The sequence below is a fragment of the Stenotrophomonas sp. Sm2128 genome, assembly GCF_030985535.1.
In the GTDB taxonomy this organism is placed as follows: Bacteria; Pseudomonadota; Gammaproteobacteria; order Xanthomonadales; family Xanthomonadaceae; genus Stenotrophomonas; species Stenotrophomonas maltophilia.
The window spans coordinates 52554-70076 of the sequence record NZ_JAPTFQ010000015.1; the positions used below are offsets into that span (position 1 = coordinate 52554).

Here is a 17523-nt window from a genome sequence, read left to right on the forward strand (position 1 = left end):
AAGATATGCGCTTGGATTCTTACTTGCAGATCGAGGTGAGCGAGTTCCACATGCGTGGTTGATCTGCGATCTCGAACACAGATCCTTCTTTTGCGATCCAACACTACAGGTCCATTCACGGGAATGGAGGGAACGCAATGGGTCTTTTGTGTATGAGTTGAAGCACGTCCTTCATGCGGACGAGCTGAATTCATGGCTTAGATCTAGATATTCTAATAGGACGTTCAACGAGCATGGAATTCCTCAGGGACATATGAGATTTCCAATTCTCAGTTTAGAGGGTCACGTCGACTGAGGTGAGAACGCGATTTTTTTCATGTAGGAACGCGCATACCTCAAGGGCCTCTCACCCTCCCCCAAACAACTTCTGCGCGCTCTGGAACAGAATCCAACTCGTCGCGATGAACTTGTCCCCACCCTGCGGCCTGTTGCCACGATGGGTATGCGTAAACGCCGTCGGCGCAATCAGCAGGCTGCCGGTGCGTGGTGCGATCTTCCGCCCCTGGAACAGGAACTCGGTTTCGCCCTCTTCGAATTCGTCGTTGAGGTACAGCGTCCACAGCACGTGCCGGTGCAGGGTCTCGGCCTGCGCATCCTTGGGGTACAGCTCGCAGTGCCAGTACGGATAACCGCCCTCGCCCGCCGCATACCACTGCAGGTTGATGGCGCCCGGGCGCAGGCAGGTGCGGGCCAGGTCGGCCAGCTGCTGCTGCGGCATGTCAGGAAAGTCCTCGGCAGACAGGCGTCGCGGTTGGCCGTTGCTGTCCTGGATCTGCAACATCAGCGGGGCGATCAACGCCTGTGGATAACGGCGTAGATAAGTCAGCAGGCCGTTGAACACCGCGTGCTGCAGCTGATGGTCCACATCCTGCCAGCCATCAAGGCCGCTGATGCGCAGATCCTTGCTGTGCTTGAGTTCCGGGAACACGCCACTGCCCACGGCACCGGGCTGCAGGCCACGCGCCGCCCGCATGCGCTCGACGATCGCCGCGCAGACCTCGCTGGGGACCGCGTTGTGGATGACCTCGATGAAATCGACCGGGCCCTGCTCGTGCATGCGTGCATTCCTTAGGCGGCAACGGCTTGATGGTGCCGTTTGCCGCCCTCGGTGTCACCCCACGGTCATGTCCTCGTTCTGCCATGACCGCTGTCAGGCGATAGGCCGTCAGCCCTGTGCGTTGTCGTGTGCGTGGTGGTAGCGCACGGCTTCGGCCACTTCCTCGCGCGAACCCAGGAACACCGGCACGCGCTGGTGCAGCTGGTCGGGCTGGATGTCGAGGATGCGCTCGCGGCCGGTCCAGGCGGCGCCGCCGGCCTGTTCGACCAGCAGGCCCATCGGGTTGGCCTCGTACATCAGGCGCAGCTTGCCGGCCTTGGACGGATCCTTCTTGTCCCACGGGTAGATGAAGATGCCGCCGCGGGTCAGGATGCGGTGCACGTCGGCGACCATGCTGGCGATCCAGCGCATGTTGAAGTTCTTGCCGCGCGTGCCTTCCTTGCCCGCCAGCAGATCGCCGACATAGGCCTGCATCGGTGCTTCCCAGTGGCGCTGGTTGGACATGTTGATCGCGAACTCCTGGGTAGCCGCCGGAATCTGCATGTTCTCGGTGGTCAGCACGAACTCGCCCTTCTCACGGTCCAGGGTGAAGGCGTGGGTGCCATGGCCGACGGTCAGCACCAGCTGGGTGCTGGGCCCGTAGATGCAGTAGCCGGCGGCGATCTGCTTGCTGCCCGGCTGCAGGAAGGCGTCGTCGCCCGGCAGTTCGACATTGGTCGGGCAGCGCAGCACCGAGAAGATGGTGCCGACGGAGACGTTGACGTCGATGTTGGAGCTGCCGTCGAGGGGATCGAACAGCAGCAGGAAATCACCGCGCGGGTAGATGTCCGGCACCGGCTGGCTGTGGTCCATTTCCTCCGAGGCGCACGCGGCGAGGTGGCCACCCCAGGCGTTCGCTTCAAGCAGGATCTCGTTGCTGATGACGTCCAGCTTCTTCTGCGCCTCGCCCTGCACGTTACCGGTACCGGCATCGCCCAGCACGCCACCGAGGGCGCCCTTGCTGACGGCGATGGAGATGCTGGTGCAGGCGCGGGCGACGACCGCGATCAGCTGGCGCAGGTCGGCGTTGATGCGGCCGGCGTGCTGTTCCTGGATCAGGAAGCGGGTCAACGAAGTACGGGACATGAGCGGGCAGGTCTCGGCAGCGGGAAAACGCCTATTGTCGCCCGTATGGCGGGGCCGTGCGTGAGCGCGGGAAGGCGTAATCGTTTCCAGATGCGTTGCACTCGTGGCGCCTCCCCCTCCCACGCGCTTCAGGGTTCGCCGCGAGCGCGGTGGGGATGGCAAAGGCAAGAGCAAAAGCAATAAAACAAAGGCGCCTTTCGGCGCCTTTGTCTTCAAGCTACTGGAGCGTTGTTTCAGCCCTTGGCGACGGTGGCCACGGCCTTGGCGACGTATTCCAGGTTGTTCTGGTTCAGCGCGGCCACGCAGATGCGGCCGGTGCCGACGGCGTAGATGCCGAACTCGTCGCGCAGACGCTCGACCTGCTCGCGGCTCAGGCCGGAGTAGGAGAACATGCCGGCCTGTTCGTTGATGAAACCGAACTGCGGCGCGCCAGCGGCAGCCAGCTTCTCGACCAGGCCCTGGCGCAGGGCGTGGATGCGCTCGCGCATCTCGGTCAGCTCCTGCTCCCACATCGCACGCAGTTCCGGGTTGGTCAGCACGCCGGCCACCAGCGCGGCACCGTGGGTGGACGGGCTCGAGTAGATGGTGCGGATCACGCGCTTGACCTGCGACTGCACCGCCTTGGCGTCAGCGGCGGTCGGTGCCACCATCGACAGCGCACCCACGCGTTCGCCGTACAGCGAGAACGACTTGGAGTACGAGTTGGCGACGATGAAGCTGTCGATGCCGGCTTCGGCGATGATGCGCACGGCGGCGCCGTCCTGCTCGATGCCCTTGTCGAAGCCCTGGTAGGCCATGTCGATGAAGGGGAACAGCTGCTTTTCCTTCAGCAGCTGTGCGACCTGCTTCCACTGGGTGACCATGAGGTCGGCACCGGTGGGGTTGTGGCAGCAGGCATGCAGCAGTACCACGGTGCCGGCTTCCAGCTTGCCCAGGTCGGCCAGCATGCCGTTGAAATCGACGCCATGGGTGGCCGGGTCGAAGTAGGTGTAATCCAGCACGTCGAAACCGGCGGCGCTGAACACCGCACGGTGGTTTTCCCAGCTCGGGTTGCTCAGCGCAACGGTGGCGTGCGGCAGCAGCTTCTTCAGCACGTCGGCGCCGACGCGCAGCGCACCGCTGCCGCCGACGGTCTGTGCGGTAGTGACCCGGCCGGCGGCCAGCAGCGGCGAGTCCTTGCCGAACACCAGCTCACGCGTGGCCTGCGTGTACGCCGGCAGGCCATCGATCGGCAGGTAGCCGCGCGGTTTGGCCTCGGCGGCGAGCTGCTGCTCGATCTGCTTGACGGCGCGCAGCAGCGGAATGCGGCCGCTCTCGTCGTAGTAGATGCCCACACCCAGGTTGACCTTGGTCGGGCGGCTGTCGGCGTTGTACGCCTCGGTCAGGCCCAGGATCGGGTCGCCTGGGACCAGTTCCACGTTTGCAAAGAAGGACACGGCGGTACTCGTTCGGTAGACGGAAAGGGGGAGGAAGTGCGCTACGCGGTCCGCGGCTTTTCGGCCGGAAACAGCCCATCGTAACAAAGCCTGCCGGGGCTGGCCGCCGCCATCGTCATCCGCGGCCCCGTACCATGGCGTGCGTTGCCGCCCGATCCATCAACCTGAATCATGAATCCCGCCGCACGACGCCGTTGCTTGCCGCTGTCCGCCCTGCTGCTGTCGCCCTGGACGGCGGTGGCCGAGCCTGCGCCCACCGCCCTGCCTGCGGTGCAGGTACAGGCCGCCCGGGTGCCGGGCATCGATCCGTTCGCGCTGCCGGCCAGCCAGGACACGGTCTGGATCGACGCCAGCCGCGCGGGCACCGGTGCGCAGCTGTCTGAGGCCTTGGCCGGGGTCCCCGGACTGCTGGCACGTGACCGGCAAAACTTCGCCCAGGACACGCAGCTGTCGATTCGTGGCTTCGGCGCACGCTCGACCTTTGGCGTGCGCGGGGTGCGGGTGCTGATCGACGGGGTGCCGGCGACCATGCCTGACGGCCAGGGTCAGCTGTCGCATGCCAGCCTGTTGGGCGCCGAGCGCATCGAGGTGCTGCGCGGGCCGTTCTCGGCGTTGTACGGCAATTCCTCCGGCGGCGTGCTGCAGGTCTGGAGCGCGCAGGGCCAGGCCGGCGACCCGTGGCGGTTGCGCGTGAATGCCGGCGCCGACAACACGCTCAGTGTCGGTGCGCAGCTGAAGGGTGCCGGTCAAGTGCTGGACTACAACATCGCCGCCAATCACTTCCGCACCGATGGCTGGCGGGACCATAGCCGCGCGCGCCGTGAATCGCTCAACGCACGCATCGGTGGAGAGCTGGGCGGTGGGCGGCTGGAGCTGCTGCTCAATGCGCTTGACGCCCCCGATGCGCAGGATCCGTTGGGCCTGACCCGTGCCCAGGTGGCGGCTGATCCGCGCCAGGCCACGGCAGTCGCGCACCAGTACAACACCCGCAAAACCGTGCGCCAGCAGCAGGCCGGCCTGCGCTGGACCCGTGAAACGGGAGCGCAGCGCTGGCAATTGATGGGCTATGCCGGCCAGCGCGCGGTACGCCAGTACCTGCCGATTCCGCCGGCACCCCAGACCAACAGCCCGCTGCATGCCGGCGGCGTGATCGATCTGCAGGGCGGCTATGGCGGGCTGGACGCGCGCTGGGGCTGGCACGGTGATCTGGCCGGGCGACCGCTGGACCTGGTAGCCGGGCTCAGCGCCGACCGCCAGCGCCAGCACCGCACCGGCTTCGAGAACTTCATCGGCAGCGCCCTGGGCGTGCGTGGGCGGCTGCGTCGTGACCAGATCGACGTCGTGCAGAACGTGGATCAGTTCACCCAGGCCTGGTGGCAATGGAGCCCGCGTTGGTCGCTGCTGGCCGGGCTGCGCCACAGCGCCGTGCGATTCGAATCGAATGACCGCTACATCGTCGGCGCCAACCCCGACGACAGTGGCCACCGCCGCTACCAGGCGACCACGCCGGTGGCAGGCGTCAGCTTCGAGGCCAGCCCGCAGTGGCGGCTGCACGCGGCCGTGGGGCGTGGTTTCGAGACCCCCACCTTCAACGAACTGGGCTATCGCGCCGACGGCCAAGCCGGGCTGGCACTGGATCTGGCCGCCGCGCGCAGCCGCTCCATCGAGGTTGGCAGCAAGTGGCACGCACAGGATGGCAACCAACTCGATATCAGCCTGTTCCGTGCAGATACCGACGACGAGCTGGCCGTTGCCAGCAATATCGGCGGACGCAGCACCTACCGCAACATTGGCCGCACCCGCCGCCAGGGGCTGGAGCTGCAGTACCGACAGCCGCTGGCCGAGCACCTGGAACTGCAGCTGGCGTGGACCTGGCTGCAGGCGCAGGTGCGCTCGCCGTACCTGACCTCGAACACCCTGGTCGCTGTAGGCAGCCGTCTGCCCGGCGTGCCGCGCCAGCAGGCCTTCGCCCGGCTGCAGTGGAGCCCTGCCGATTGGCAGTGGGCGCTGGAGGCAATGGCCAGCAGCGATACCGTGGTCAATGACGTGGCCACCGAGCGCGCGCCGGGCTACGCCCTGCTGCACCTGGAAGCCGGCCGTCGATGGACGCTGCCGGGCGGCGAGCTGCGCGCCTTCGCCCGACTGGAGAACGTGCTGGACCAGGCCTACATCGGCTCGGTGATCGTCAATGACGGCAATGGTCGCTTCTACGAGCCGGGACCGGGACGGCGAGCCAACGTCGGCCTGCAATGGTCGTGGCGCTGAAAGGGGTAGTGCCGGCCGCTGGCCGGCATCGCGCCGTGCACGACGTCAGGAGGTTGCCGGCCAGCGGCCGGCACTACCGGTCAGTCGGGGGCCTTGGCTGGCACGAACGGCGAGGTCGGGTCGCTGGCCGGGAAGGTCTCCTCCAGCGCCTCGTCCTGGTTGTCGCTGGCGCGCTGCTTGCGTTCACGGCGCTTGAGCGGGCTCTCCTGGCCACCGCGATGGCGGTCGCCGCCATCCTTGCGGTCCTGGGCCGCCTGTTCAGCCTCGTGCTTCACCGGCAGGTGGTCGTGCTCGGCATCGAAGAACGGCGCGCCGGTGCCGCGGTAGTCGGCGTTGTCGGCATCGCGCTTGCCGCGCTGCTCGCCGGGAATGGGCGGGTGGTTCTCCCGCAGCGGGTCTCGCGAGGTCTCTCGGCTCATGGTCTGGTACCTGCCCTTGGGGGGATTCCACTACACCGCCCCGCAGGTAAAGCCGTTGCGAACCTGGCGTCATGAACATCTCGCTCACCCCCCGGTAACGGCACCGCGCGTATTCCTGCCCACCCGCCCCCGCTGCAGGAGCCGGCCATGCCCCGTCTTGAACGACCCGCACCGTCCGTGTTCAACGCCCTGCTCGATCCGCTCGGTCAGCGCAGCGCGCAGCGCCGTACGCGTCGCCATGAAGACCCCCAGGCGGTGGCGCAGGACTACCTGCAGTACATGCTCAACGACTACGAGGAGCGCCGCGGGCAGAGCCACCGGAACTGGCGCGACCTATGCCCGGTGTATGCCTTCGCGTTGACCACGCATGCTGCGGATTGGCCACGCGGTGATGCCGCCGATACCTGCGAGGAACTGGCCGAGCACTGGGAACAGATGCGCGGGCAGTCACGGTTGGGCTGGTCGCAGGCGCGGCCGGTGGTGGAAGACGCCTGGCGCGCGCTGGACCATATTCCGGCGGCGGCGGTGAGGCCGTTGCTGCAGTAGTGCCGGCCGCTGGCCGGCAACCCCAGGAAACTTCAGGCCGCGAGCTCTGCCGGCCAGCGGCCGGCACTACCGCATCTGCGTAGAACCCACGTGCACGGTATCGACACGGGTGGTTTACACCGCCCATCCGAAGCTGGATGCCCTGCCCCGCCAAAGGTACGCCCATGGCCCGCCCGATCTGGACCGGCACGCTGTCGTTTGGCCTGCTCAACGTGCCGGTGTCGCTGATGTCCGGCGAACGCAAGGTCGACCTGCAGTTCCGCATGCTCGATTCCCGCGACCGCAAGCCGATCCGTTTCGAACGGGTCAACGCCGACACCGGCGAGGAGGTGCCCTGGAAGGACATCGTCAAAGCCTATGAGTACGACAAGGGCAGTTATGTCGTGCTGGAGGAAGGTGATATCCGCTCGGCCGCGCCTGAAAGCCACGAAGCGGTGGAGGTGGAATCATTCGTGGATGCGGCGCAGATCGACCCGCGCTATTACGAGAAACCGTATCTGCTGGTGCCCGGCAAGAAGGCCGAGAAGGGCTATGTGCTGCTGCGCGAAACGTTGCGCAGCACCGGCAAGGTGGGCATCGCGCGGGTGGTGGTGCGTACGCGCGAATACCTGTGCGCGGTGATGCCGCATGAGGACGCGCTGGTGCTGATGATCCTGCGCTATCCGCAGGAACTGGTGGATCCCGAGGACTACAAGCTGCCCACCGGCAAACTGTCCGACTATCGCATCACCAGCAAGGAAACGGCGATGGCCGAGCAGTTGATCGAGTCGATGGCCGGCGACTGGGATCCGTCGCAGTACCACGATGAATTCCGCGAGCGCCTGCAGCAGGTATTGAACAAGCGCATCAAATCCAAGGGCGGCACCACGCGGGTGGACGATGAGCCGGCACCGCGCGAGGACGCCAGCACCAATGTGGTCGACTTCATGGCGCTGCTGCAGAAGAGCCTGGATGCGAACAAGCGAACGCCAGCGAAGAAGGCCGCAACGCGCAAAGCAGCCGCCAAGTCGCCAGTGAAGAAGGCCGCAAAGAAGACAACGAAGAAGGCTGCAAAGAAGACCGCACCCCGACGCAAGGCGGGGTGAGCCATGTCGTTGCACCAGTATCGGCGCAAACGCCGGCTTGGCGGTGGCGCCGGGCAGACAACGGAGCCCGACGACAAGCCCACACCGGGCGACCCGAAGCAGCGGCCGACCTTTGTCATCCAGCTGCACCATGCCAGCTCGCGTCACTATGACTTCCGCCTGGAAATGGACGGCGTACTGAAGAGCTGGGCGGTGCCCAAGGGGCCTTCCCTGCGCGTCGGTGAAAAGCGGCTGGCCGTGGAAGTGGAAGACCATCCGCTGTCCTACGCCGGTTTCGAGGGAGACATTCCTGAAGGCCACTATGGTGCGGGCCACGTGGAAGTCTTCGATCACGGCACCTGGGCCTGTGAAGGCGATCCACTGCAGGCACTGGCGGCGGGCAAGATCGACTTCGTGCTGCATGGACAACGCCTGGCCGGTGGCTGGAAGCTGGTGCGGACCGCGATGAAAGGACGCCAGGTGCAGTGGCTGTTGATCAAGCGCGGTGACGGGGAAGCGCGTGACGCGGAGGCGGATGACCTGCTGACGGCACCGATGCCGAAACGAACACCTGCGGCGAAGAAGCGTTCCGCGGACAAGACGGCGCGAGCTGCACCCGTCGCACGCACGACAACACGCAAGGCCGATGTGCGCTGGCATGCACGCGCGCTGCAACTGCACGGCGCACGTGACGCACCCTACCCCCATGCATTCAAACCGCAGTTGACCGATCATCGCGACAGTGCGCCGAACGGCGACCGCTGGCTTCACGAAATCAAGTGGGATGGCTATCGCCTGCTGGCTGATCTGCACGATGGCGAGGTCAGGCTGCGCTCCCGCAATGGTCTGGATTGGACCGATGATTTTCCCGAAGTGGTGCAGGCCGTGCAGGCGCTGCCGGTGCCCGATGCACGCCTGGACGGCGAACTGGTGGTTCTGGACAAGGAAGGACGCAGTGACTTCGCAGCGTTGCAGCGGGTGATCGACGGCAGTTCGAAGCAACCGCTGCGCTACATCGTGTTCGATCTTCCGGGCGTGGCTGGAGCGGATATCAGTCGTGCGCCGTTGCTGGAGCGCAAAGCACTCCTGAAAGAGCTCATTGGGCCCGCGCCTGGCACCCTGGCCTTCAGCGAGCACGTGATCGACCATGGCCCGCAGGTGTTCGTTGCCAGTGGCAAGGCCGGATTCGAAGGCATCGTCAGCAAGCAGGTGGATGCCCCGTACGTGAATACCCGCGCGCGCAGCTGGGTGAAGGTGAAGCACGAAGACACCGACGAGTTCCTGATCGTCGGCTACACGGCACCCAAGGGTTCACGGGTGGGGTTCGGCTCGCTGCTGCTGGCGACGCCGGACAAGGGCGGCTTGCGCTATGTGGGCCGCGTTGGCACCGGTTTCGACGACCAAAGCCTGCGCGCGCTGCTCAAGGCACTGCAGCCGTTGGCGGTGAAGACGCCCGTGCTGCAGCTGCCGGCGCATGTGCCGTTCCGCGCTGCCAGCGTACGCTGGGTGAAGCCGGTGGCGGTGGCCGAGGTGGCCTTCCGTGGCTGGGGCAAGGAAGGCCTGCTGCGCCAGGCCAGTTTCAAGCGACTGCGCAGCGACAAGCGGAAGGAGGACCTGGGAATGAGCACCGCAGATACCGAAACCGGAGGCGAGGTCGAGATCACTCATCCGGAGCGGGTGGTGTTTCCAAGGCAGAAACTGCGCAAGGGTGACGTGGCCGACTACTACCAGCGCATGGCGCGCTGGATCCTGCCCGAGATTGCCGGACGTCCGCTGTCACTGCTGCGCTGCCCGGACGGCGTGGGCAAGGCCTGCTTCTTCCAGAAGCACCATGGCCCCGGCCTGGGGGACGCGGTACATGCGGTACCCCTGCAGCAGAAGAGCGGCCGCGAGGATTACGTCTACGTCGACGATGCGCGGGGCCTGCTGCAGCTGGTGCAGATGAACACCCTGGAACTGCATCCGTGGGGCGCAACCGTGGCCGATCCCGAGCACCCGGATCGTCTGGTGTTCGATCTTGACCCCGGCGAAGGGGTGAGCTGGGCACAGGTGAAGGCCGCTGCGCGCGATGTCCGTGACCGCCTGCAGGAGGTGGGCCTGCAGAGCTTCGTGCGGCTGTCCGGTGGCAAGGGCGTGCACGTGGTGGTGCCGCTGCAGCCCAAGGCTGGCTGGGACGAGGCCAAGGCGTTCTGCGAGGCGTTCGCGCAGGCAATGGCGCTGGAGCAGCCTGATCGCTACGTGGCGACGATGAGCAAGGCCAAGCGCGGCGGCGTGATCTTCATCGATTGGCTGCGCAACACACGCGGTGCCACGAGCGTGTGTTCGTGGTCGCTGCGCGCGCGCGATGCTGCCGGCGTGGCGGTGCCGCTGCGCTGGGAAGAACTGGCCCGGGTGAGTGCGGCCGACGCGTTTCCGATGGCCAAGGCGCTGGCGCGCGCCAAGCGGCTGAAGGGTGACCCATGGCAGGGCATCGCGCGGCTGAAGCAGACGCTGCCGTCGCTGAAGCGGTAGTGCCGGCCGCTGGCCGGCAACTGCAGGATGGCTGAGGTTGCCGGCCCGCGGCCGGCACGACCTGCATGCGCTCAGCGCAGATCGCGCGAGGGGCGGCGGCCGAACCACCAGCCCACCAGCAGCTGCAACGGCAGCGATGCCAACAGCGAAATGACGAACCAGAACGGGAAGTCCGCACCCGCCGTCCACATCGCGTAGCCACAGCCCAGCGCGATCAGCGACCAGATCGAGAAGCCATGTGAACGCGGCCAGCACGGTGCGTAATAGGTGGCGAAGGAAATGCCGGCGACGCCACCGAGTACGCTGAAGGCCAGGTCCCACCCCAGCTGCACGCTGTTGCTGTCCGGCGACAGGCCCAGCAACGGCGGCAGCCAGCCGGCGACGCTGCTGACCAGCGCAAGCGACAGCACGCCGCCGATCAGGGCGACGATGGACAGGAACAGGGTCTTGAGCAGGCCAGGCATGCGCGTATTGTACGGCTGCCACAGAGTGCCCGCGTTGCCGGCCAGCGGCCGGCCCTACCGCCCCGACGGGGGGTTTTGCGGCCCCCGGGCGGCCCGACCGCTGGCTAGGCATGGCCGCCGTGCCCGGGGGAGAGGGGTACGGAGCAGCGGCGGCCATGCACAGGCAGTCAGGCGGCGAAGTCGAGCACCACGCGGCCTTCGATGGTGCCCGCGTGCATGCGCGCGAACACGTCGTTGATGTTTTCCAGGCGGTCGGTGCTGACCGTGGCTGCGACCTTGCCTTCGGCGGCGAACTGCAGTGACTCCTGCAGATCCAGCCGGGTGCCGACGATCGAGCCGCGCACGGTGATGCCGTTGAGCACCATGCCGAAGATGTCCAGCGGGAAGTTGCCGGGCGGCAGGCCGTTGAGCGAAACGGTACCGCCACGGCGGACCATGCCCAGAGCCTGTTCGAACGCCTTGGGCGACACTGCGGTGACCAGAGCGCCGTGCGCGCCGCCGATCTCCTTCCTGAGGAATGCGGCCGGATCGGTGGTACGCGCGTTCACGGTGATCTGCGCGCCGAGCTGCCGGGCCAATGCCAGCTTGTTGTCGTCCACGTCCACCGCAGCCACATTCAGGCCCATCGCACGGGCGTACTGCACCGCCATGTGGCCCAGGCCACCGATGCCGGAAACCGCCACCCAGTCCCCGGGCTTGGTGTCGGTCACCTTCAGGCCCTTGTAGACGGTCACGCCGGCGCACAGCACCGGCGCGATCTCGACGAAGCCCACTTCCTTCGGAAGCAGGCCGACATAGTTGGCATCGGCCAGTGCGTACTCGGCGAAGCCGCCGTTGACCGAGTAACCGGTGTTGCGCTGCGTCTCGCACAGCGTTTCCCAGCCACCCAGGCAGTGTTCGCAATGGCCACACGCCGAGTACAACCAGGGGATGCCGACCCTGTCGCCTTCCTTGACGTGCCCTACCCCGCCTCCCACGGCCACGACGTGCCCCACGCCCTCGTGGCCGGGGATGAATGGCGGGTTCGGTTTCACCGGCCAGTCGCCCTCGGCGGCGTGCAGGTCGGTGTGGCAGACGCCACAGGCCTCGATCCTGACCAGCACCTCGCCCGCCCCCGGGCGCGGTACCGAGACTTCCTCGATGACCAGCGGCTTGCCGAACTCGCGCACGACGGCGGCCTTCATGGTGGATTGCATGTTCGGATCTCCGCAGTGCGCTTGCCCACAGAATGACGCCGGCTCGAGGCCGGCGCTTTGATCACGATCAAACCTTTGAAGATCCGTGCAGCAGGTTCAGCTGGCCAGCACCGATGCTTCGCGCGCCAGTCGTTCGATGGCGTCCCAGTCACGGGTCTGCAGCAGCGCCGGGGTGGTCAGCCACGAGCCGCCCACGCACAGCACGTTGGGCAGGTGCAGGAACTGCGGCGCGGTCTGCGCGCTGATGCCACCGGTCGGGCAGAAGCGCACGTCGGCAAACGGGCCGTGCCAGGCCGCCAGCAACGCAGCGCCACCGGCCTGCACCGCCGGGAAGAATTTGAAGGTGTCCGTGCCCTGCTCCAGGCCCAGGATCAGGTCCGAGGCGGTGGCGGCACCGGGCAGGTACGGCAGGTCGGCATCGCGCGCGGCGGCATACAGCGCCGGCGTTGCACCGGGCGACACCGCGAAGCGCGCGCCGGCCTGCTTCGCCGCCTGCATCTGCGTGGCGTTGAGCACGGTGCCGGCGCCGATGACAGCATCGGGCACGGCCTCGACCATGGCCTTGATCGCATCCAGCGCCTGCGGCGTGCGCAGCGTCACTTCGATCACCGGCAGGCCGCCGCGGAACAGCGCCTGGGCCACTTCGACCGCCTCATTCACATCTTCGGGGGTGTACACCGGAATCACCGGTGCCAGCTTCAACAGCGCGCGCAGGCGCGGATCAGCGCTGGACATGGTCTTGCTCCTTGCCCGATGGGGCATCGCGGATCGCCGCCGGGTCCGGCAGCGCAGCGGCGCATGATGCCATGCGCGCTGCGAAGGTGCTGGTACCCTGCCCTGCGGCGGATTCAGACTGCGTCGGCCTGCAGTGCCTGGATGCGGCGCTGGTACCAGTCACCCCCAAGCGGGTCGAACACCGCGGAACGTTCCATCGGCGCTTCGTATACATGCACCGAAATGGCCAGGGCTTCATCGCTGGCATTGCGCAGGGTGTGGTATTCGTGAGGTGGAATGAGGCTGCCGGCGCTGCCGCAGCCGCCGCGCAGCGCGGCGTGGCGTCGGAAGCGCCAGCGTTCGCCGGCGCACTCCAGCAGCTCGTAACGTGTGATCTCCAGTTCCCCCAACCACACGCCCTCCACACACCACATGGCATCGTGGTCGTGCAGCGGCGTGCCCTGCCCTGGGCCCCAGCTCATGGCAATCACGCTGTAGCCGTGTTCCTGGCTGTGGTACAGCGGGCGTCGCGCGTAATGATCACTGACCGGACGGTGCACGCATTCGGGTAGCTCGATGCGGCTGTCCGCGATGGCTTCCTGCAGCGCCAGCTGCAGGTCGGCGGTGATGCGCCCGGCATCACCGGAGGTCATCGCCGCGTCGACTGCGGCGATCAACCGGTCGCGGCCACGGAACGCCGGAAACGGAGAAGTCTGCAGGTCCATGCCCCGACTGTAGCGGAGCATGGTTAAGGGAATGTTGGTGTTCGCGCGCGTGGCACCCGCATTCATGGCAAGCACGCGTGAAAAACGGTTCAGATGCAAACGCAGTAGAGCGATCACAATGGAACCTCACGCGGTGGAACGTGTCGAACACGATCTGTGCCGCTCCAGCTGCGACATTCCGCAACTTCGCGCCCAACGGGCGCAAGGCTAGAATTCTCCGACTTACCTGGTTCTATACATGTCAGTGCGAAATATGAGCGATGCCGCGTTGCCGGCATCGAAAGGCAAGGCTGCCACGATCAACGACATCGCACGACTGTCGGGAGTTTCCAAGAAAACGGTTTCAAGAATCATCAACAACTCGCCGCTGGTGCGCAAAGACACCCGCGACAAGGTCGAGGCGTTGATGCGCGAGGTCGGTTACGTGCCCGACCCCCTGGCGCGCGGACTCGCGTTCCGCCGTTCCTTCCTGATCGGGCTGGTGTACGACGACCCCGGCGCCCAATGCATTGTCGACCTGCAGCACGGCGCGCTGGAAGCGCTGCGCGGCACCGGCTATGAGCTGGTGGTGCATCCCTGCGACAGCCAGGACCCGGAGTGCGCGCAGGGCGTGCGCCGCTTCGTGCAGCAGCAGAAGCTGCATGGGGTGATCCTCGGCCCGCGTGCATCCGAATCGGTTGCACTCGCGCAGATGCTGGACGACATCGACTGCCGCTACGTGCGGATCAACGCGCATGCGTCGGAAGAAGACGTGCAGGCGGTGGTCACCCACGATCGCGATGGCGCGGCAGCAGCAGCGGGCTACCTGCTCTCGCTCGGCCACCGCGACATCGCGGTGATCGCCGGACCGGGTGACCGGCGCGCGGCGCGTGAGCGTACCCATGGCTTCCTTGACCGGTTGGCCCAGGTGGGGCTGACCTTGCCGGGCGAGCGCGTGCTGGAAGCGGGCGACACCTTCGAATCCGGCGTGCATGCCGCCGAACGGTTGCTGCTGGGCGGACAACGCCCCAGTGCGATCTTCGCCGGCAACGACGAGATGGCGGCCGGTGTCTACCAGGTCGCGCTGCGTGCGGGTATTGCCGTGCCACAGCAGCTGTCGATCGTCAGCTACGACGACAGCCCGCTGGCCTCGCGGCTGTGGCCGCCGCTGACCTCGGTGCGCCGCCACGTGTCCGACATCGGCCGCATGGCCGCAGCGATGCTGGTGCAGACCGATCTGCCGGATGCGCCGACCGCAGCCAGCGTGCATCCGCAGTTGATGGTGCGTGGTTCCTGCCGCGCCGTGGACGCCTGAGTGCCCTGCCCTCGCCTGCGCCGCTGCAATGGCGCAGGCAGGCAACAACGAAAACGGCGCATCCAGGTGCGCCGTTTTCCCTTCAATGCGAAGCGCTGTACGCCGTGTGCTTACACGTCGCCGCCGTCGGCCCAGCCTTCACCGGTGCCCTTCTGGAACACGCGGTCATCGCCCTGCACATCGCCTGCCGGCAGATGCGCCTGATCAGACAGTGCCGCGTAGATCGGGGTGAAGTCCGGCGACGTCGCCTGCATCAGCTGTTCGAAGCTGTCGATGACGAAGTAGGTCTTCTGGAAGGTGTCGATGCGGTACTTCGTGCGCATGATCCGCTGCAGGTCGAAGCCGATGCGGTTGGGCGCGGCCGATTCCAGCGAGTACAGCGACTCGCCCTTCGACGACACGATGCCGGCGCCGTAAATGCGCAGGCCCTCGGGCGTGTCGATCAGGCCGAATTCCACCGTGTACCAGTACAGGCGCGTGAGGTTCTGCAGCGCGTCCGGGCCGATCGCATGGGCTTTGACGCCGCCACAGCCGTACGCCTCCATGTAGTCGGCGAACACCGGGTTCATCAGCAGCGGCACGTGGCCGAACAGATCGTGGAACAGGTCCGGCTCGGCGATGTAATCAATCTGGTCCGGGCGACGGATCCACCAGGTCACCGGAAAACGGCGATTGGCCAGGTGGTCGAAGAAATCCAGTTCCGGCAGCAGGCCTTCAACGCCGACCAGGGTCCAGCCGGTGGCGGCGCCCAGTACTTCGTTGAGCTGGTCGAAGCGCGGAATCATGTGCGCGCTCATGCCCATCTCGTCCTGTGCATCCAGGAACTCCTGGCAGGCGCGGCCGACCAGCAGCTCACGCTGGCGCTGGTACAGCGTGCTCCAGGTGGCGTGGTCGTCGGCGGTATAGGTGTCCCACGGCTGCTCGACGAGCGCGGTGGTGTACACCGGCACGTAGCCCTTGTCGGTCTGCTGGTGTTCGACGCGGCGGGGCTGGGCGAGGTCCATGGGGCACTCCTTGACGGGATGCCTACGATGCTAGGGCAGAGCGCGCGCAACAGGGTTGCAAACGTTGCGCCCGTTGGCCCTGTTGGCGCAATATCCTTGCGTACTCACCATGTTGCGGGGCAACAATGGCCGGAGAAGTCCAGTTTGATCGCACGGATATACGCCTGCTGGCTGAAATCCAGCGGGATGGGCGCGCCACCAACGCCGAACTGGCGGCGCGGGTGAATCTTTCGCCTTCGGCCTGCCTGCGGCGGTTGCAGCGGCTGGAAAGCGAGGGTGTGATCGTCGGCTATGGCGCGCGGCTGGAGCCGCGGCAGCTGCGGCTGGGCCTGCAGGCCTTCGTGCGCGTGCAGCTGGAAAAGCACGACCAGGCCGCCATCGGCCACTTCGTGGACAGCGTGCAAGCGTGGGACGAGGTGGTGGCCTGCCATGCGCTGACCGGCGACATGGACTACCTGCTGCACGTCTACGTGCGCGACCTGGAGCACTTCTCGCGCTTCCTGCTGGACCGGTTGCTCAACGCCGGTGGCGTGGCCGATGCCAACTCCAGCTTCGTGCTGCGCACGGTGAAGGGCTTCCAGGCATTGCCGCTTTCGCAGCTGGAGTCCTGAGCGGCCACCGGGCATGCCCGGTGGCCAGGCATCAAGGGATCAGCACTTGTCCTTGCGGCCCATCAGCTTGCCCAGGCGCGAGGCTTCCTCGCACTTGGGGGCAGCCACCGGCGCCGGTGCAGCGGCCGCAGCACGCGCACGCTGCAGCTGCTGGATCCTGGCGCGGATCTGCGGCATTGCGGCCATCGCGGCCTTTTCGCCTTCCAGGATCGCCGTGCCGCGCTGGCTGAAATCGGCAGCGCCGATGTCCAGCACCTTCGGCCGGATGACGATGTCGGCGCGTGCCAGTTCCTGTTCGCCCAGGCGCTGGCCCATGATCGAGATGGACTGGTTGACGATGCCCAGCATGTCGGTCGGCGCCTTGCCGCTGGCCTTGCTGGAGATGTCCACGGCGATCACGAAGTCGGCGCCGAGCTGGCGCGCGGCATCCACCGGCACCGGGCTGACCACACCGCCATCGATGTAGTTGCGACCACCGATCTTCACCGGTTCGAACACGCCGGGAATGCTGCTCGACGCACGCACCGCCTGGCCGACGTTGCCGCGCACGAAGATCGCGCGCTCGCCGGTTTCCAGCTGGGTGGCGACGGCGGCGAACGGCTTCTTCAGGCGTTCGGCCGGACGGTTGGCAACCTGTTCGTTGACGTAGTCCTGCAGCTTCTGGCCCTGCACCAGGCCACCGGAGAACAGCCGCACGTCGCGGATGCTGGCTTCATCCAGCGCCACCGCCTTGCTCTGCATCTGGAACGCGTCCATGCCGCTGGCGTACAGCGCGCCGACCACGCTGCCGGCACTGGTGCCGGACACCACCGCCGGTTCGAAGCCATTGGCCTCCAGCATCTTGATCACGCCGATGTGGGCAAAGCCCTTGGCCGCGCCACCGCCGAGTGCGATGCCGATCTTCACCGGCTTGGCCTGTGGCACCACGGTCGGCGCCGGCGGCGTAGGGCGGACCGGATCGCCACCGCAGCCGGCCAGCAGGCCGATCAGGGCGACGGACAGCAGCATGCGGGGGCGGAACAGGCTCATCGGCAGTGCGCTCGCGGCGCCGGATTCAGGAAAGGGCGCCAGCATACCGAAGCCGTGGCGGGG

At 66.6% G+C, this 17523-nt stretch carries 16 protein-coding genes; 6 read left to right on the top strand and 10 right to left on the bottom strand.

What is annotated here, in order from left to right; translation table 11 throughout:
* Window positions 1-346 precede the first annotated feature (346 nt).
* The 3 genes from O0K41_RS06695 to O0K41_RS06705 form a co-directional block, all read right to left on the bottom strand.
* Window positions 347-1057 carry a 2OG-Fe(II) oxygenase gene (locus tag O0K41_RS06695; RefSeq protein WP_049450077.1) on the bottom strand — a complete coding sequence of 237 codons (711 nt, stop codon included), beginning with the start codon at window positions 1055-1057 and terminating at the stop codon, window positions 347-349.
* A 108-nt stretch (window positions 1058-1165) separates the two neighbouring features.
* Complete coding sequence (locus tag O0K41_RS06700; RefSeq protein WP_012478654.1) at window positions 1166-2182, bottom strand: class 1 fructose-bisphosphatase; 1017 nt, start codon at window positions 2180-2182, stop codon at window positions 1166-1168.
* A 233-nt stretch (window positions 2183-2415) separates the two neighbouring features.
* On the bottom strand, window positions 2416-3618 hold the full coding sequence (locus O0K41_RS06705) for an amino acid aminotransferase (protein WP_308304471.1): 1203 nt from the start codon (window positions 3616-3618) through the stop codon (window positions 2416-2418).
* A 171-nt stretch (window positions 3619-3789) separates the two neighbouring features.
* Here O0K41_RS06705 and O0K41_RS06710 point away from each other — a divergent pair, with 171 nt between their 5' ends.
* Window positions 3790-5883 (top strand): TonB-dependent receptor, encoded by a 2094-nt coding sequence (locus O0K41_RS06710; RefSeq protein ID WP_164222879.1) that lies wholly within the window; start codon window positions 3790-3792, stop codon window positions 5881-5883.
* A gap of 80 nt (window positions 5884-5963) precedes the next feature.
* Here O0K41_RS06710 and O0K41_RS06715 read toward each other — a convergent pair whose 3' ends face one another.
* Window positions 5964-6302, bottom strand: a complete 339-nt coding sequence (locus O0K41_RS06715) for a hypothetical protein (protein ID WP_005411772.1) — start codon at window positions 6300-6302, stop codon at window positions 5964-5966.
* 147 nt (window positions 6303-6449) lie between these two features.
* On the opposite strand from O0K41_RS06715, the gene O0K41_RS06720 reads away from it, so the two are divergent.
* The 3 genes from O0K41_RS06720 to ligD all read left to right on the top strand — a co-directional run bounded on the left by O0K41_RS06720 (window position 6450) and on the right by ligD (window position 10423).
* On the top strand, window positions 6450-6848 hold the full coding sequence (locus O0K41_RS06720; protein ID WP_088435810.1) for a hypothetical protein: 399 nt from the start codon (window positions 6450-6452) through the stop codon (window positions 6846-6848).
* A gap of 164 nt (window positions 6849-7012) precedes the next feature.
* The gene (locus tag O0K41_RS06725) at window positions 7013-7933 is read left to right on the top strand and encodes a Ku protein (RefSeq protein ID WP_005411774.1); all 921 of its coding nucleotides are present in this window, start codon (window positions 7013-7015) and stop codon (window positions 7931-7933) included.
* A 3-nt stretch (window positions 7934-7936) separates the two neighbouring features.
* Entirely contained in the window at window positions 7937-10423 is a 2487-nt protein-coding gene (gene ligD, locus O0K41_RS06730) for a DNA ligase D (RefSeq protein ID WP_164222882.1), read from the top strand.
* 71 nt (window positions 10424-10494) lie between these two features.
* Here the strand turns inward: ligD and O0K41_RS06735 are convergent, their stop codons facing one another.
* From O0K41_RS06735 to O0K41_RS06750, 4 genes are all read right to left on the bottom strand, one after another.
* The gene (locus O0K41_RS06735; protein WP_005411776.1) at window positions 10495-10887 is read right to left on the bottom strand and encodes a hypothetical protein; all 393 of its coding nucleotides are present in this window, start codon (window positions 10885-10887) and stop codon (window positions 10495-10497) included.
* A 167-nt stretch (window positions 10888-11054) separates the two neighbouring features.
* A complete protein-coding gene (adhP, locus tag O0K41_RS06740; protein WP_033833528.1) occupies window positions 11055-12083 on the bottom strand; it encodes an alcohol dehydrogenase AdhP in 1029 nt (342 codons plus the stop codon).
* A 96-nt stretch (window positions 12084-12179) separates the two neighbouring features.
* Window positions 12180-12818: a bifunctional 4-hydroxy-2-oxoglutarate aldolase/2-dehydro-3-deoxy-phosphogluconate aldolase gene (eda, locus tag O0K41_RS06745; protein ID WP_099481684.1), complete on the bottom strand. Its 639-nt coding sequence runs from the start codon at window positions 12816-12818 to the stop codon at window positions 12180-12182.
* A gap of 113 nt (window positions 12819-12931) precedes the next feature.
* Complete coding sequence (locus tag O0K41_RS06750) at window positions 12932-13522, bottom strand: cysteine dioxygenase family protein (protein ID WP_005411799.1); 591 nt, start codon at window positions 13520-13522, stop codon at window positions 12932-12934.
* Between the two features lie 238 nt (window positions 13523-13760).
* Here O0K41_RS06750 and O0K41_RS06755 point away from each other — a divergent pair, with 238 nt between their 5' ends.
* A complete protein-coding gene (locus O0K41_RS06755) occupies window positions 13761-14816 on the top strand; it encodes a LacI family DNA-binding transcriptional regulator (protein ID WP_049450083.1) in 1056 nt (351 codons plus the stop codon).
* Window positions 14817-14926: 110 nt separating this feature from the next.
* Here O0K41_RS06755 and phhA read toward each other — a convergent pair whose 3' ends face one another.
* The gene (gene phhA, locus O0K41_RS06760) at window positions 14927-15820 is read right to left on the bottom strand and encodes a phenylalanine 4-monooxygenase (RefSeq protein ID WP_164222884.1); all 894 of its coding nucleotides are present in this window, start codon (window positions 15818-15820) and stop codon (window positions 14927-14929) included.
* A 125-nt stretch (window positions 15821-15945) separates the two neighbouring features.
* Here phhA and O0K41_RS06765 point away from each other — a divergent pair, with 125 nt between their 5' ends.
* Window positions 15946-16431 (top strand): Lrp/AsnC family transcriptional regulator, encoded by a 486-nt coding sequence (locus O0K41_RS06765; RefSeq protein ID WP_005411782.1) that lies wholly within the window; start codon window positions 15946-15948, stop codon window positions 16429-16431.
* Window positions 16432-16470: 39 nt separating this feature from the next.
* Here O0K41_RS06765 and O0K41_RS06770 read toward each other — a convergent pair whose 3' ends face one another.
* Window positions 16471-17460, bottom strand: a complete 990-nt coding sequence (locus O0K41_RS06770) for a patatin-like phospholipase family protein (protein ID WP_164255616.1) — start codon at window positions 17458-17460, stop codon at window positions 16471-16473.
* Window positions 17461-17523: the final 63 nt, after the last annotated feature.